The following is a 16,310-nucleotide window of genomic DNA, read 5'->3' as shown; positions in this document are numbered from 1 at the left end:
TTCACTGAAGCCGGATCCGCACCGAATTGGCATGACTGTGGAGACCTTCGCTCATGGCCAAGGTTTCCACCGCCACCCCGGTTGCATCAAGGGCTTCCTTGTTGAACTCGATCAGGGAGGTGTGACTCATGAATGTCTCCACACTGAGTGCCCCACTGAATCGGGCGGCGCCGCAGGTGGGGAGTGTGTGGTTGGGCCCTGCTAGGTAGTCCCCGACAGCCTCTGGGCTCCATGGGCCAATAAAAATGGCACCTGCATGGTTAATGCGATCCGCCATCATTCTTGGTCGCTCCACCAGGAGTTCTAAATGCTCTGGAGCGAAGCGATCGCTGAGACTCGCGCAATCTTCAAGGCTGTCGCAAATCACAATCAGCCCCCATTGGCTTAAGGACTGTCGGCAAATGCTTTCGCGTGGATGGGAGGCAAGCTGACGTTCAATCTCCTCTGGGACGAAACGAGAGAGCTCCTCTTCCGTGGTGAGAAGGATGGCGGCAGCAAGCGGGTCGTGTTCTGCCTGAGCTAGGAGGTCAGCCGCCACCTGCGCTGGTTTTGCTGTTTGGTCAGCGATCACCAGAACTTCACTCGGACCTGCCAGAGAATCGATCCCCACCTGGCCATAGACCGATTTTTTGGCCAAGGTCACAAAAAGATTTCCTGGTCCGCTGATGACATCGACCTTCTGGACGGTGTCTGTTCCATAGGCGAGAGCTGCGATCGCTTGTGCACCGCCCACTCGATACACCTCGCGGATCCCAGCGATGTGAGCTGCTGCCAGAACGGTGGTGTTGATCAATCCGTTGGCCCCAGCAGGGGTGACCATCGCGATTCGCTTCACGCCCGCAGCTTTGGCTGGCACGGCATTCATCAAGACCGTGCTGGGGTAGGCCGCTCTACCCCCTGGGATGTAGAGGCCGGCTGCATGGACTGGGCGCCAACGTCGACCGAGCTGCTCTCCGTGAACCCCGGAAACGCTGAGATCAGTGGGACGTTGCCGCTGGTGGAAATCTTGGATGCGTCGGTGCGCGAGATCTAAGGCATCGCGAAGATTGACAGGGGTGTCCTTCCAGGCTTGTTCCAGCAGGTCTGAATCGATGCGAAGAGGTTCTGGGCGGAAACCGTCAAATTGCTCTGTGAGGCTGATGAGAGCTTGGTCTCCATCCCTCTTGACCTGCTCCAAAATCTCTTGGACCCGTTGCTCCGCCTCGCGTTGGGTCGCTCCGGTGGTTCTGGTCGCGATCCGATCGAGCTCCTGCTCGGCTTGCGCAGCGGTGCTGATGCAGCGCATGAGACCGGCAGGCGGATGCTCATTGCTCAGCACTGTCGTCACCTCATCGTCGTTCTTGCTCAAACTAAGTGGCCCTTGAACCATGTGCTCGATGATTTGCAGCGCGGTGGGTTATGGTCACGGATTGTTGAACTGAAATCCGGCTCTGTGGCCAATAACAAGTCTTCGAAAAAGCGCGTCGAGATCGGCGAGCGCAATCGCTTACAGAACAAGGCGTATAAATCAGCGCTGCGTACCCTCATGAAGCGCTGTTTCACTGCATGCAGTGCTTACAGCGAGGCCCCAGGCGATGAGGCCAAAACTACGTTGAACGCCAGCCTCAACGCAGCATTCAGCAAAATTGATAAAGCGGTCAAGCGTGGTGTGATGCACCGCAACACCGGAGCGCATCAAAAGTCTCGTTTGAGTACGGCTGTCAAGCGCGCTATCGAGCCGAGCGTTAGCTGATCCCATCCCGGCACAATGGGGCCTGAAGGCGCGTTTCGGGTCCTGATCTGATGTCCACTCCAACCCTGATCGACAGCCACTGTCACATCGTCTTTCGCACGTTTGAGGACGATTTGGATGAGGTGGCTTCCCGATGGCGAGAGGCCGGGGTTACTTCTCTGTTGCATGCCTGCGTGGAGCCTTCAGAGATTCCGGCGATTCGTGCTTTGGCAGATCGCTTCCCTGAGATGCGTTACTCCGTCGGCGTGCATCCTCTCGATACGGAGCATTGGGCCGCCGATACCGTTGACGTCTTACGCGCCGCTGCGAAAGACGATTCTCGTGTTGTGGCCATAGGGGAGCTTGGCCTAGATCTGTTTCGAGACAAGAATCTGGATCAGCAACTCTCCGTGTTGAGGCCTCAGCTCGATCTCGCAGTGGAGCTTGATTTGCCCGTGATTGTTCACTGCCGGGATGCTGCTGAACCGATGCTGGCTGAACTGCGTGAAAGACAACTCCGCGGCCATTGCCCCAGGGGCGTGATGCATTGCTGGGGCGGGACTCCCTCGGAAATGGCAGCTTTTCTTGAGTTTGGCTTCTACATCAGTTTCAGTGGAACGGTCACCTTCCCGAAAGCCGTCGACACGCATCTCTGCGCGAAAGACGTTCCGCAGGATCGCTTTCTTGTGGAGACCGATTGCCCGTTCCTGGCCCCAGTTCCTCGGCGCGGAAAGAGAAATGAACCTGCTTTTGTGGCATCAGTTGCCGAACGCGTTGCCGAGCTAAGGGGGCAGACTGTGATTGAAGTGGCTGATGCCAGCACCGCCAACGCCAGAAGCTTGTTCGGGCTTCCCTGACAAAGGCTCCTTTGGAGTCAGCGTGAAAGTGTAAGATATTTAATCGGCCTGGCCAAGGTGCAGTTCCTGTGTCTTCGGCCCCAGAAGCGTCCATTTCCTTCCGGTTCATTGACGACGTCATCTGTTCAGATCAAAAACCTCTAAAGCCACGGAGTACGGCAGTCGTTCCTCGATTGGGATGGCTGCCTGTTCTTGTAGCGACGAGATTTTGGTTTTCTGAATCTTTGACGATTCTTCAGGCCTTTGTTCCCACTTTTCAACTGCAGGTCTCCGCATGAGCAGCAGCGCGATTCAAGTCGCCAAGACCGTCACCTACCTGCCCGATCTGGTGGAGGTGCAGCGGGCAAGTTTTAAGTGGTTTCTGGATAAGGGCCTGATCGAGGAACTGGAGAGTTTCTCGCCTATTACGGATTACACCGGAAAGCTAGAACTGCATTTTGTAGGCAGTGAGTATCGCCTGAAGCGTCCTCGCCACGATGTGGAAGAGGCAAAACGTCGTGATGCGACCTTTGCATCTCAGATGTATGTGACTTGCCGTTTGGTTAATAAGGAAACCGGTGAGATCAAGGAGCAAGAAGTTTTTATTGGCGAACTCCCCTTGATGACTGAACGTGGAACGTTCATCATTAATGGTGCTGAGCGAGTCATCGTTAATCAGATTGTTCGTAGTCCTGGCGTTTATTTTAAGGATGAGCAGGATAAGAATGGCCGTCGTACTTACAACGCAAGCGTGATCCCCAATCGTGGGGCTTGGTTGAAGTTTGAGACCGATAAAAACGATCTCTTGCATGTTCGCGTTGATAAAACACGCAAAATCAATGCTCACGTCTTGATGCGTGCGATGGGCCTTTCTGACAACGATGTTGTCGACAAGCTCAGGCACCCCGAGTACTACAAGAAATCGATCGAGGCTGCCAACGACGAAGGCATTAGTTCCGAGGATCAAGCGCTCCTTGAGCTCTACAAAAAGCTGCGACCAGGTGAGCCACCTTCTGTGAGTGGTGGCCAGCAGCTGTTGCAAACCCGCTTCTTTGACCCCAAGCGATACGACCTTGGTCGCGTCGGCCGTTACAAGATCAACAAAAAGCTTAGGCTCACGATTCCCGACTCGGTTCGCACCCTCACGCATGAGGATGTTCTGTCGACCCTCGATTACCTCATCAATCTCGAGCTTGATGTGGGTGGCGCAAGTCTTGACGACATCGATCACCTGGGTAATCGTCGCGTTCGTTCTGTTGGAGAGCTTCTTCAGAACCAGGTTCGCGTTGGCTTGAATCGTCTTGAGCGGATCATCAAGGAGCGGATGACGGTTGGGGAAACCGACTCGCTCACTCCCGCTCAATTGGTGAATCCCAAACCTCTTGTGGCAGCGATCAAAGAGTTCTTTGGTTCCAGCCAGTTGAGCCAGTTCATGGATCAAACAAATCCTTTGGCTGAGCTCACGCACAAGCGCAGGATTTCGGCGCTTGGTCCAGGTGGTCTCACTCGTGAACGCGCAGGCTTTGCTGTACGAGACATTCACCCTTCTCATTGCGGTCGTCTTTGCCCGATTGAGACCCCAGAAGGCCCGAACGCTGGACTCATCAACTCTCTGGCGACCCATGCCCGAGTGAATGAATATGGCTTCATTGAGACTCCGTTCTGGAGAGTCGAGAACGGAGTTGTTCAAAAGAGCGGAGACCCGATTTATCTCTCTGCGGACCTTGAAGATGAGTGCCGCTTCGCTCCCGGTGACGTTGCGACTGATGCGGATGGCCAAATCTTGGCTGAGCTCATTCCCGTTCGCTACCGGCAGGACTTCGAGAAAGTTCCACCTGAGCAGGTCGATTATGTGCAGCTGTCGCCTGTCCAAGTGATTTCGGTGGCGACATCACTGATTCCTTTCTTGGAGCACGACGACGCCAACCGTGCCTTGATGGGCTCCAACATGCAACGTCAGGCGGTGCCTTTGCTCCGTCCAGAACGTCCACTCGTTGGCACTGGCCTTGAAACTCAGGTGGCCCGTGACTCAGGCATGGTCCCAATCTCACGGGTGAACGGCTCTGTCACCTTTGTGGATGCGACGGCGATCGTGGTGCGAGATGAAGAGGGCTACGACCACACCCATTTCCTTCAGAAATATCAGCGCTCCAATCAAGACACCTGCTTGAACCAGCGTCCGATCGTCCGACAGGGTGATCCGGTCATCATCGGCCAAGTCCTTGCCGATGGTTCAGCCTGTGAAGGCGGAGAGATTGCTCTTGGCCAGAATGTCCTGATCGCTTACATGCCCTGGGAGGGATACAACTACGAGGATGCAATCCTTGTGAGTGAGCGTTTGGTGAATGATGATCTTTATACTTCTGTTCACATTGAGAAGTATGAGATTGAGGCTCGCCAAACCAAATTAGGGCCGGAAGAGATTACCCGGGAAATTCCTAATGTTGCCGAAGAAAGTCTCGGCAACCTCGACGAGATGGGGATTATTCGTATCGGAGCCTTTGTAGAGAGTGGAGACATTCTTGTTGGCAAAGTGACGCCGAAAGGTGAATCCGACCAACCCCCGGAAGAGAAATTGCTTCGCGCGATTTTTGGTGAGAAAGCCCGTGACGTTCGCGATAACTCCCTCCGCGTCCCCAGCACCGAGCGCGGCCGCGTGGTTGACGTAAGGATCTATACCCGTGAACAGGGTGATGAATTGCCCCCTGGCGCCAACATGGTGGTGAGGGTGTATGTGGCCCAACGTCGCAAAATTCAGGTCGGCGACAAAATGGCTGGCCGCCATGGAAATAAGGGAATTATTAGCCGCATTCTTCCCCGCGAAGATATGCCTTACTTGCCCGATGGCACACCAGTGGACATTGTTCTGAATCCCTTGGGCGTGCCGAGTCGCATGAACGTGGGCCAGGTGTTTGAGCTGCTGATGGGTTGGGCTGCTCACAACCTCGATTGCCGCGTCAAAATCGTTCCCTTTGACGAAATGTATGGCGCTGAAAAGTCTCAACAGACGGTTCAGGCCTATCTCAAGGAAGCGGCGAGTCAGCCAGGAAAAGATTGGATCTACAACCCTGAAGATCCAGGAAAACTCCTGCTGAGAGATGGACGGACAGGCGAACCTTTCGACCAACCTGTGGCTGTTGGCTATTCCCACTTCCTGAAGTTGGTCCACCTTGTCGACGACAAGATCCATGCTCGCTCCACCGGCCCTTATTCCTTGGTGACTCAGCAGCCATTGGGTGGTAAGGCCCAGCAAGGTGGTCAGCGTTTGGGTGAGATGGAGGTTTGGGCCCTTGAGGCCTACGGCGCCGCCTACACCTTGCAGGAACTTCTCACGGTCAAGTCGGACGACATGCAGGGCCGTAATGAAGCTCTCAACGCGATCGTGAAAGGCAAGCCGATTCCACGGCCTGGTACACCCGAGTCCTTCAAGGTCTTGATGCGCGAACTTCAGTCTCTCGGTCTTGATATCGCTGTATTCACCGATGAGGGCAAGGAAGTGGACCTGATGCAAGACGTGAATCCACGCCGCAGCACCCCAAGCAGGCCTACGTACGAATCCCTAGGCGTCGCGGATTACGACGAGGACTGACGGATCAACGAACGAATCGACACAACCGCCTTCTTTCTTAAACGCCAATGACCAACAGCAATCTGCGTACAGAGAACCACTTCGACTACGTCAAAATCACACTCGCATCACCCGATCGGGTCATGGAGTGGGGCCAGCGCACCTTGCCGAATGGACAGGTGGTTGGAGAAGTGACCAAGCCTGAAACCATCAACTACCGCACGCTCAAGCCGGAGATGGATGGCTTGTTCTGCGAAAAGATCTTTGGTCCCTCCAAGGATTGGGAATGTCATTGCGGTAAGTACAAACGTGTCCGTCACCGCGGCATCGTTTGTGAGCGCTGTGGCGTTGAGGTCACGGAGAGCCGGGTGCGACGTCACCGCATGGGCTTCATTAAGTTGGCAGCCCCGGTTTCCCATGTTTGGTATCTCAAAGGGATCCCCAGTTATGTGGCCATCCTTTTGGACATGCCTCTTAGGGATGTGGAGCAGATTGTTTACTTCAACTGCTATGTGGTGCTCGATGCGGGTGATCACAAAGATCTGAAGTACAAGCAGTTGCTCACGGAAGATGAGTGGCTGGAAATTGAAGACGAGATCTATGCAGAAGATTCAGAAATTGAGAACGAACCTGTTGTTGGAATTGGTGCTGAGGCGCTGAAGCAGCTGCTGGAAGATCTCGAACTCAATGCTGTTGCTGAACAACTACGCGAAGAGATTGCTGGCAGTAAGGGGCAAAAACGCGCCAAGCTGATTAAGCGCCTTCGGGTGATTGACAACTTCATTGCGACCGATGCTCGTCCTGATTGGATGGTGTTGGATGCGATCCCCGTCATTCCTCCAGATCTGCGCCCAATGGTGCAGTTGGATGGTGGACGTTTTGCGACCTCTGACCTCAACGATCTCTACAGGCGGGTTATTAATCGCAATAACCGTCTCGCCCGTCTTCAGGAAATTCTTGCTCCGGAAATCATTGTTCGCAATGAAAAGCGGATGCTCCAAGAAGCGGTTGATGCCCTCATCGACAATGGACGACGCGGTCGCACTGTTGTTGGAGCTAACAATCGTCCGCTCAAGTCATTGAGCGACATCATTGAAGGTAAGCAAGGTCGTTTCCGCCAAAACTTGCTTGGTAAGCGTGTTGATTACTCCGGTCGTTCTGTGATCGTGGTGGGACCCAAGCTGAAGATGCATCAGTGTGGATTGCCTAAGGAAATGGCAATCGAGCTCTTCCAGCCGTTTGTGATTCACCGCCTAATTCGTCAAAACATCGTTAACAACATCAAGGCAGCGAAGAAGCTGATTCAGCGAGCTGACGATGAAGTGATGCAGGTGCTTCAGGAGGTGATTGATGGTCACCCAATCATGCTGAACCGCGCTCCCACCCTGCACCGACTTGGGATTCAGGCCTTTGAACCCAAGTTGGTGGACGGGAGAGCGATCCAGCTTCACCCCCTTGTTTGTCCAGCGTTCAACGCCGACTTCGACGGTGACCAGATGGCCGTCCACGTGCCGCTCGCGATCGAAGCACAAACGGAAGCGCGCATGTTGATGCTGGCGAGCAACAACATCCTCTCTCCAGCAACTGGCGATCCGATCATCACGCCTTCCCAAGACATGGTGCTGGGCTCTTATTACCTAACGGCTCTGCAGCCCGACATGCATCCCATTGAGTTTGGTGATCGCTCCCGCACCTACTCCTGTCTTGAAGACGTGATTCATGCCTTTGAAGACAATCGAATTACCTTGCACGACTGGGTTTGGGTTCGCTTCAACGGCGAGGTTGAAGATGAAGACGAGCGTGAAGAGCCCATCACCAGCGAGACCCTGAGTGACGGCACTCGCTTTGAACAATGGACCTATCGCCGTGATCGTTTTGACGAAGACGGTGCCCTGATCAGCCGTTACATCCTCACGACAGTGGGACGCGTGGTGATGAATCACACGATCATCGACGCGGTGGCAGCCACCTGAAGCCCCTCTCGTAACGCCTACCCCTTCACCTTGATCCAAGCGCTGTCATGACTTCCACTCCCTCCAAATCACGCAAGTCTGCTAAGGCCACCAAGGCCGCCAAGGCTGCCGCTGCTGCCGCTGCAAAATCTCGAGCACTGGCCAAAACGCCACCTCCCTTCCGCAACCGCGTTGTGGACAAGAAGGCCCTGAAACAGCTGGTTGCTTGGGCTTTTAAGCACCATGGAACCGCTGCCACCTCGGCAATGGCGGATCAACTGAAAGATCTCGGCTTTAAGTACGCCACCCAGGCGGCCGTGTCGATCTCAGTGAATGACCTCAAAGTTCCTGAAGCCAAGCAAGACCTGTTGGCTCAAGCTGAGGAGCTGATTACTGAAACCGAGGAGTCCTACAGACTTGGGGTGATCACAGAGGTTGAGCGTCATACCAAGGTGATCGACACCTGGACTGAGACCAATGAGCGCTTGGTTGATGCTGTCAAAAAGAACTTCAACGACAACGATCCGCTCAACTCGGTGTGGATGATGGCCAACTCTGGGGCTCGGGGCAATATGTCCCAAGTCCGCCAGCTGGTGGGCATGCGTGGTCTGATGGCGAACCCACAAGGGGAGATCATTGACCTTCCGATCCGTACCAATTTCCGAGAGGGTCTCACGGTTACGGAGTACGTGATTTCTTCGTACGGAGCCCGTAAGGGACTGGTTGATACCGCTCTCCGTACCGCTGACTCCGGCTATCTCACCCGTCGCTTGGTGGACGTCGCCCAGGACGTGATCGTTCGAGAGGACGACTGCGGCACCATGCGCTCGATCATGGTGAAGGGAGAGGACGGTCGCTTTGGCAATCGCCTGGTTGGTCGATTGACCGCTGATCAGGTGCTTGGTGCTGATGGTGAGGTGATTGCTGAACGCAATACCGAAATCGATCCACCGCTGTCCAAACGTTTTGAGGCAGCCGGTGTCACCACGGTGATGGTCCGCTCTCCGCTCACCTGTGAAGCCAATCGCTCCGTATGCCGTAAGTGCTACGGCTGGGCTCTTGCCCACAATCAGCTGGTTGATTTGGGTGAAGCGGTTGGAATTATCGCGGCTCAATCCATTGGAGAGCCGGGTACGCAGCTCACCATGAGAACGTTCCACACCGGTGGTGTGTCAACGGCTGAGAGTGGTGTGGTGCGTTCCAAAGTGGAAGGCACCGTTGAATTTGGTTCCAAGGCAAGGGTTCGCCCCTACCGCACCCCCCATGGTGTGAATGCACAGCAGTCCGATGTGGACTTCTTGCTCACGATTAAGCCCAGCGGAAGTGGCAAGCCACAGAAGATCGAAATCACCAATGGTTCGCTGCTGTTTGTAGACGATGGTCAGCAGATTGCCTCGGACGTGACCGTGGCAACCATTGCGGCTGGCGCTGTTAAGAAGAGCGTTGAGAAAGCGACCAAAGATGTGATCTGCGATCTGGCTGGCCAGGTCAGCTATGACCCCACCATTCAGCCCCGCGAGGTGACTGACAGGCAGGGCAACATCACCCACAAAGCTCAGCGTCTGGGCCGGATGTGGGTTCTTGCCGGTGATGTCTACAACTTGCCGCCAAACGCTCGGCCTGTTGTCTCGGCTGGAGGCTCTGTTGTCGAGGCTCAGGTGTTGGCTGAAGCCAGTCAGGCCAGTGAATATGGCGGTGCGATTCGTTTGCGAGAAGCTCTGGGAGATTCCCGTGAAGTGCAGATCGTCACCACTTCAATGACGCTCCGCGATTTCAAGCTTCTGGGCGAATCAACCCATGCTGGTGAGATCTGGAATCTGGAGGCTAAGGATGGGACGCGGTATCGCCTGAACACCATCCCTGGAAGCAAAATCGGCAACGCAGAAGTGATTGCCGAACTCGCTGATGATCGCTTCCGTACACAAACTGGTGGCCTGGTCAAATTTGCACCGGGGCTTGCGATTAAGAAAGCGCGCTCAGCCAAAAATGGTTATGAGGTTAATAAGGGAGGCACCTTGTTGTGGATCCCTCAGGAAACCCATGAAATCAACAAAGATATTTCTTTGCTGATGATTACTGACGGTCAATGGATTGAAGCCGGCACCGAAGTGGTGAAGGATATTTTCAGCCAGACCGCAGGGATCGTGAGTGTTACTCAGAAGAACGATATTCTTCGCGAAATTATTGTTCGTAGCGGCAGTTTCCATCTCTGTACGGAAAAGAAAGCGCTTGAGCGTTTCCAAGGCGATGGCGTCATGGTGAATCCAGGAGAAGCGATCGCCAAGGGCATCAGCACCGAAACGATGGTGTTTGTCCAAGCGGTTGAAACCCCTGAGGGCACTGGCCTGCTGCTTCGTCCTGTGGAGGAATACACGATTCCAAATGAGGCCCAGCTTCCTGATTTGGGTCATGTCAAGCAACCCAATGGACCCCATCTCGGGATCAAAGCCACCCAACGTTTGGCTTTCAAAGACAACGAGTTGGTCAAATCTGTTGAGGGCGTTGAGTTGCTGCGCACTCAATTGATGTTGGAAACGTTTGACACCACTCCGCAGATGACTGTGGACGTGGAAGCGGTGCCCGACAAGAGGGCTAAGACGATCGAACGTCTCCAGCTCGTGATTCTGGAAAGCATTTTGGTTCGTCGTGACACCATTTCAGACTCCAGCCATGGCTCCACTCACACCGAACTTCAGGTGGAAGACGGGCAGTCCATCAAGGCGGGTGATGTTGTTGCCACCACACAGATTCTCTGCAAGCAGGCTGGTGTCGCTGAGATGCCAGAAGCGACGGAAGATGAGCCCGTTCGGCGTTTGATCGTTGAACGGCCTGAGGACACGATCACGATCAATACTTCTGGAGCCCCCGTCGTCACCGTTGGTCAGCGCGTCGTGGATGGAGAAGAGCTGGCTCCGGGTCAGCCCTCCGATTGTTGTGGTGAAGTTGAGCAGGTTTCAAACAACTCCATCACGATGCGTTTGGGCCGTCCTTGCATGATTTCGCCCGACTCGCTTTTGCATGTGCGCGATGGCGATCTCGTCCAACGTGGTGATGGATTGGCTCTTCTCGTATTTGAACGTCAGAAGACCGGTGACATCGTTCAGGGTCTACCTCGTATTGAGGAGTTGCTCGAGGCGAGGCGTCCGCGCGAGTCTTCGATCCTTTGCAAAAAGCCAGGAACCGTTGAAATCAAACAGGGCGAAGACGACGAGTTCACCACGGTGACCGTGATCGAATCCGACGACGCGATCGCTGAGTATCCGATCCTTCTGGGTCGGAACGTGATGGTGAGTGATGGCCAGCAGGTGAATGCTGGTGAGCTTCTGACAGACGGTCCCATCAACCCCCATGAGTTGCTGGAGTGCTTCTTTGAGGACCTGCGCAGCCGCAAGCCCTTAATGGACGCGGCTCAGGAAGCGATCGCCAAGCTTCAGCATCGCCTTGTGACTGAAGTGCAGAACGTCTACAAGTCGCAGGGAGTGGCGATTCACGACAAGCACATCGAAGTGATTGTTCGCCAGATGACCAGCAAGGTTCGGATTGAGGATGCTGGTGACACCACGCTGCTTCCCGGAGAGTTGATCGAACTCCGCCAGGTGGAAAACACCAATCAGGCGATGTCGATTACGGGTGGAGCGCCTGCCGAATTCACGCCAGTTTTGCTGGGTATTACCAAGGCATCGCTGAACACCGATAGCTTCATCTCTGCGGCTTCTTTCCAAGAAACCACTCGCGTGCTCACTGAAGCAGCGATCGAAGGCAAGAGCGATTGGCTACGGGGTCTCAAGGAGAACGTGATCATCGGTCGCTTGATTCCTGCCGGTACAGGCTTCAGCGGTTTTGAAGAGGAGTTGAGAGCGGAAGCTGGTCCTCATCCCGACATCCTCTCGGAGGATCCTGCTGGCTACCGCCGTATGCAGAACCTTCGCCCTGACTACACGGTTGATATGCCGGCAGCTCCTGCCGCTAAATCGTCGGCTTTGCTTGACGATCCCAGTGCCGCAGACCTAGAGGCCACCCGCAGCCGCCATGGCATTGAGGCAGAGGCCAGCAATTTTGCTGCCTTTACACGTCCAGATGCCGATAACGAGCTTGCGGAAGAGCAAGTTCTTGATCCGGCTGCGGTGGAGAATCTGCAGGAGCAGGGTCTCCTAAGCGATGAATGATTCTTTCGTTCCCGTTCGCATGAGCGGCTCTTGCCGCTCCAGAATGTTGCTCTTTATCGGTGTTGCTCATGATTGAGCCCTCTCTGATCCCCAAGCGGAAACTGCCCCGTTTTGGGTTTCATACCCACACTGAAAAGCTGAATGGTCGTGCCGCCATGCTCGGCTTCATTGCCCTATTGGTTGTGGAGTTCAAAATTGGTCACGGCTTGTTGATCTGGTGATCAACGCCCTTCTCGGTCGAAGCAAGTCCGAGCTGGAGGAGTGGGCTGTCGCTCAGGGCCAGCCCGCATTTCGCGGCCGCCAGCTCCATGATTGGCTTTATGCCAAGGGGGCTCGGGATCTTCAAGGCATCACGGTGCTTCCCAAGGCTTGGCGCGCATCCCTTCAAGACGAGGGGGTATCCGTGGGCCGTTTGCATGAGCAAGAGCGACGAGTCGCTGCTGATGCCACCACAAAATTGCTGTTGGGCACCGAGGACGGCGAAACCTTGGAAACGGTTGGCATTCCTACCGATCAACGCCTCACGGTCTGTGTATCGAGCCAGGTGGGATGCCCGATGGCCTGTCGTTTTTGCGCGACGGGTAAGGGAGGCTTGCAACGTTCCTTAGCGGGCCATGAAATTGTTGCCCAGGTGCTCAGTATTCGAGAGGTGATGGAGCGTCGTCCCTCCCATGTGGTGTTCATGGGTATGGGTGAGCCCCTGCTCAACATTGAGGCTGTGCTCGAGTCCATTCGCTGCATCAATGACGATCTGGGCATCGGTCAGCGTCGGATCACCGTGAGCACCGTTGGCGTGCCACACACCCTTCCTCGGCTTGCTGACTTAGCCCTCCAACAGTTGGGGCGCGCTCAGTTCACTTTGGCGGTGAGCCTTCATGCCCCCAACCAAGCCTTAAGAGAGGAGTTGATTCCAACGGCCAAAACCTATCCCTATGAGGCCCTCTTGGATGATTGTCGTTACTACCTCCAAAAGACGGGTCGGAGGGTGAGTTTTGAATACATTCTTCTGGGTGGGGTCAATGATCATCCGCACCACGCAGCCGAACTGGCCGATCGGGTGGGCGGGTTCCAGAGCCACGTGAATCTGATTGCCTACAACCCCATTGAGGAAGAGGAGTTTCAGCGACCAACAGCCCAGAGGATTGAGGGGTTTCGGCGCGTTCTTGAGCGTCGTGGCGTCGCGGTGAGTTTGCGCGCTAGCCGCGGCTTGGATCAGGATGCAGCTTGTGGACAGTTGCGTCGCAATCGACGGTCCTAGAGGAGACTGCAGAAGCAGACTTGATTGGATCCGATGGCACCGATTGACTGGTTTTTGCTGGTCTTTTACCTAATCGGAACTTTGTTCCTCGGGCTTTGGTTGGCTCGACGCAATCAGGGTGAAGAGGACTATTTCGTTGCTGGGCGCAGCTTGAGCGGTTGGTTGGCAGGCGCTTCGATGGCGGCCACCACCTTCTCTATCGACACACCGTTGTACGTGGCCGGTTTGGTGGGAACCAGAGGGCTGGCGGCGAATTGGGAGTGGTGGGGGTTTGGCCTTGCTCATGTGGCGATGGCGGTGGTGTTTGCGCCGCTGTGGCGGCGCAGCGGTGTGATGACAGACGCTGCCTTTACCGAACTCCGCTATGGAGGAGCCACGGCGGCTTGGCTGCGGGGCACAAAAGCCTTTTTGCTTGCTCTTCCGATCAATTGCATCGGCATCGGCTATGCGTTCTTGGCGATGCGAAAGGTGGTGCAAGCGCTAGGGATTGTGTCCGATCAGCCCGTACCAGCACTCGGCGGTCTCCCCGACACGGTCCTGTTGCTCATGATCGTGGCTGTTTTGGTCCTCGTGTACACGGTGGCCGGTGGCCTTTGGGCCGTTGTGATCACTGATTTTGTTCAGCTGATTTTGGCGATGCTGGGCGCCTTTGCTGTGGCTTGGGCTGCCATCCATGCCGCTGGTGGCATGGATGCTCTGCTGACCAGCCTCAACGATTTGGGTCGTCCCGAGGTGTTGTCACTGGTTCCTTGGCGATGGACCGATGCTGGTTTCGATTGGATTGGTGGGGCGGGCATCAGTGCTTCCACCTTCTTGGCCTACCTCACGGTGCAGTGGTGGAGTTTCCGACGCAGTGATGGCGGTGGTGAATTCATTCAAAGGATGCTTGCCACCCGCGATGAACGCCAGGCGCGGTTGGCGGGCTGGGTGTTTCTGGTGGTCAATTACCTGCTGCGCAGCTGGTTGTGGGTGTTGGTGGCCTTAGCGGCTCTGGTGCTGCTGCCCGATCAGGCCGACTGGGAATTGAGTTATCCGGCTTTGGCGGTGGCCTACCTCCCCCCTGTGGTGCTTGGCCTGGTGGTGGTCTCCTTGGTGGCGGCCTTTATGAGCACGGTGAGCACATCTGTGAACTGGGGCGCGAGTTATCTCACCCATGACCTCTATCAGCGTTTTGTCCGGCCTGACGCCTCTCAGAAAGAGCTGCTCTTGGTGGGACAGGCAACCAGCGTTCTTTTGTTGGTGTTAGGGGTGTTAACGGCGTTGATCAGTGACAGCATCGGCACCGTGTTCCGGTTGGTGATTGCGATCGGTACGGGCCCTGGAGTGGTCCTGGTCTTGCGTTGGTTCTGGTGGCGCATCAATGCCGCAGCAGAGCTGTCATCGATGGTGTGTGGATTTTTTGTTGGCTTGGCCACGTCTGTGATTCCCGTTCTTCAAATTTCGGACTACGGGCTCAGGTTGATGGTCACCACGGCCATCACCGCTGTGGTTTGGGTGGTGGTGATGTTGATCACCCCGCCGGAATCAGCGGAGGTGCTGGAGCGGTTCGTGCAGCGCGTTCAGCCCCCGGGGCCTGGCTGGAGTCGTTGGCGGCGTCGCTGTGAGGTGGAGGCCTCTGAATCGCTGCAAGATCTGCTCACTCGTTTTTTGCTGAGTAGTTGTGTTCTGTTTGGGGCGCTGCTTGGGTCGGGTGCCTTCCTTCTCCATCAGCAAGTGGCCGGTTGGTCCGGTTTGATCCTCACGGTTGTCTCCCTCTCGCTGCTCTGGCGCGGGCGGCATTCGCGTCTAGCCGTTTAGTCACCCTTCACAATGGACTGAAAACCGGAACCGTGAGTTTTTTTCGCAGCACCATTCTTCCTGTTCTGATCGTGGCTTTATTTGGCCTCGCTTTGTTTGCAGTGAGCGCCCGCATCTGGTTGCCTGGTGACATGCTTGCGCCAGCTCCGGTCAGTTGACCTGATGCTTCTACGATCAATGCCATGACCGATCGCCTGCCCCTGGATCGTGAACCACGTGTGGCCAATCTGGCTATCGATCCGGATGTGCTCGCCCGTGAGCTTGAAGCAGAAGAGGTGGGTGATCCCCTCGATGAAATCGATCTCGACGATCCAGAGCAGGACGCCCTAGAGGCCATTCGCCAGTGTGACGAGGCCCTGAATTGGTTGCAGCAAGGGCATGACCAGCGGCTCCAAGGGTTGCGCGTGTTTTGTGAACATCGAGATCCCCGCTCGGTTCCACTGCTCCTGCCTCTCCTGGAAGAGGTGTGCCCCGTTGTGCGGATGAGCGCCGTCTACGCCCTCGGCCGGAATCCCTCCCCCCCTGCTGTAGGGCCCCTCTTGAAATTGCTGCAAGATGACAGCAATGCCTATGTGCGCAAAGCCACGGCCTGGAGCCTTGGCAATTACCCCGATGCACCGGTATTGAATCCCTTGATTCGCGCCTTGCAAACCGATGTGGCAGCGGTGCGCTTGTGGGCTTCGGTGTCCCTTGCTGAAGCCGGTGTGACCTCGGCGGCAAAGGCCGATCCGGCCGCTGGCCAATTGCTAATTAGCTTGCGAATCGACAGTGAACCCGTGGTGCGAAGCAATTGCATCTGGGCTCTCGGCCGCCTGCTGGAGCATCTTGTTGAACCCCGTCGCCTCGAGGTGATCGAGGTGTTTGTGCGTGCCCTTTTGCAAGATTGTGAAAGGTCTGTTCGCGATGAAGCCCGCACGGCTCTTGAGCAGATGGAATCCCCCGATGTTTTGGATCGACTGCAGACCTTGATGGACGAGGGATTGTTTAGCTGATCGGACGAACTGACACGACCCCCCATCAGC

The 16,310-nt window shown here is 55.6% G+C and carries 11 protein-coding genes; 10 read left to right on the top strand and 1 reads right to left on the bottom strand.

Annotated elements, in window-relative coordinates; all coding sequences use genetic code 11:
* Window position 1: 1 nt before the first annotated feature.
* Window positions 2-1,285, bottom strand: coding sequence for a histidinol dehydrogenase (gene hisD, locus SYN8016DRAFT_RS10460; protein WP_050802744.1), 1,284 nt, complete (start codon window positions 1,283-1,285; stop codon window positions 2-4).
* 147 nt (window positions 1,286-1,432) lie between these two features.
* Between hisD and rpsT the strand changes: the two genes are divergently transcribed.
* The 10 genes from rpsT (at window position 1,433) to SYN8016DRAFT_RS10415 (ending at window position 16,280) form a co-directional block, all read left to right on the top strand.
* Entirely contained in the window at window positions 1,433-1,732 is a 300-nt protein-coding gene (rpsT, locus tag SYN8016DRAFT_RS10455; protein ID WP_038014594.1) for a 30S ribosomal protein S20, read from the top strand.
* 50 nt (window positions 1,733-1,782) lie between these two features.
* On the top strand, window positions 1,783-2,568 hold the full coding sequence (locus SYN8016DRAFT_RS10450; RefSeq protein ID WP_006854365.1) for a TatD family hydrolase: 786 nt from the start codon (window positions 1,783-1,785) through the stop codon (window positions 2,566-2,568).
* Window positions 2,569-2,842: 274 nt separating this feature from the next.
* Complete coding sequence (rpoB, locus tag SYN8016DRAFT_RS10445; RefSeq protein ID WP_006854364.1) at window positions 2,843-6,136, top strand: DNA-directed RNA polymerase subunit beta; 3,294 nt, start codon at window positions 2,843-2,845, stop codon at window positions 6,134-6,136.
* Window positions 6,137-6,183: 47 nt separating this feature from the next.
* Window positions 6,184-8,088 (top strand): DNA-directed RNA polymerase subunit gamma, encoded by a 1,905-nt coding sequence (locus SYN8016DRAFT_RS10440; RefSeq protein ID WP_006854363.1) that lies wholly within the window; start codon window positions 6,184-6,186, stop codon window positions 8,086-8,088.
* A 47-nt stretch (window positions 8,089-8,135) separates the two neighbouring features.
* Entirely contained in the window at window positions 8,136-12,233 is a 4,098-nt protein-coding gene (locus SYN8016DRAFT_RS10435; protein WP_006854362.1) for a DNA-directed RNA polymerase subunit beta', read from the top strand.
* A gap of 68 nt (window positions 12,234-12,301) precedes the next feature.
* Complete coding sequence (locus SYN8016DRAFT_RS10430; protein WP_006854361.1) at window positions 12,302-12,454, top strand: high light inducible protein; 153 nt, start codon at window positions 12,302-12,304, stop codon at window positions 12,452-12,454.
* On the top strand, window positions 12,451-13,491 hold the full coding sequence (rlmN, locus tag SYN8016DRAFT_RS10425; RefSeq protein ID WP_006854360.1) for a 23S rRNA (adenine(2503)-C(2))-methyltransferase RlmN: 1,041 nt from the start codon (window positions 12,451-12,453) through the stop codon (window positions 13,489-13,491). The genes SYN8016DRAFT_RS10430 and rlmN overlap by 4 nt, the downstream gene beginning before the upstream one ends.
* 33 nt (window positions 13,492-13,524) lie before the next feature.
* A complete protein-coding gene (locus tag SYN8016DRAFT_RS10420) occupies window positions 13,525-15,288 on the top strand; it encodes a sodium:solute symporter family protein (protein ID WP_006854359.1) in 1,764 nt (587 codons plus the stop codon).
* Window positions 15,289-15,320: 32 nt separating this feature from the next.
* Window positions 15,321-15,446 carry a hypothetical protein gene (locus tag SYN8016DRAFT_RS15965; RefSeq protein ID WP_255321986.1) on the top strand — a complete coding sequence of 42 codons (126 nt, stop codon included), beginning with the start codon at window positions 15,321-15,323 and terminating at the stop codon, window positions 15,444-15,446.
* 24 nt (window positions 15,447-15,470) lie between these two features.
* The gene (locus tag SYN8016DRAFT_RS10415) at window positions 15,471-16,280 is read left to right on the top strand and encodes a HEAT repeat domain-containing protein (RefSeq protein ID WP_006854358.1); all 810 of its coding nucleotides are present in this window, start codon (window positions 15,471-15,473) and stop codon (window positions 16,278-16,280) included.
* Window positions 16,281-16,310 lie beyond the last annotated feature (30 nt).

The sequence above is a fragment of the Synechococcus sp. WH 8016 genome, from assembly GCF_000230675.1.
GTDB lineage: Bacteria > Cyanobacteriota > Cyanobacteriia > PCC-6307 > Cyanobiaceae > Synechococcus_C.
This window is presented reverse-complemented; position numbering and strand designations above follow the sequence as displayed.

Coding starts and splice junctions, on each gene's coding strand:
- hisD (WP_050802744.1), bottom strand. CDS start 1,285: ATGCGCTGCATCAGCACCGCTGCGCAAGCCGAGCAGGAGCTCGATCGG.
- SYN8016DRAFT_RS10450 (WP_006854365.1), top strand. CDS start 1,783: ATGTCCACTCCAACCCTGATCGACAGCCACTGTCACATCGTCTTTCGC.
- rpoB (WP_006854364.1), top strand. CDS start 2,843: ATGAGCAGCAGCGCGATTCAAGTCGCCAAGACCGTCACCTACCTGCCC.
- SYN8016DRAFT_RS10440 (WP_006854363.1), top strand. CDS start 6,184: ATGACCAACAGCAATCTGCGTACAGAGAACCACTTCGACTACGTCAAA.
- SYN8016DRAFT_RS10435 (WP_006854362.1), top strand. CDS start 8,136: ATGACTTCCACTCCCTCCAAATCACGCAAGTCTGCTAAGGCCACCAAG.
- SYN8016DRAFT_RS10430 (WP_006854361.1), top strand. CDS start 12,302: ATGATTGAGCCCTCTCTGATCCCCAAGCGGAAACTGCCCCGTTTTGGG.
- SYN8016DRAFT_RS10420 (WP_006854359.1), top strand. CDS start 13,525: ATGGCACCGATTGACTGGTTTTTGCTGGTCTTTTACCTAATCGGAACT.
- SYN8016DRAFT_RS10415 (WP_006854358.1), top strand. CDS start 15,471: ATGACCGATCGCCTGCCCCTGGATCGTGAACCACGTGTGGCCAATCTG.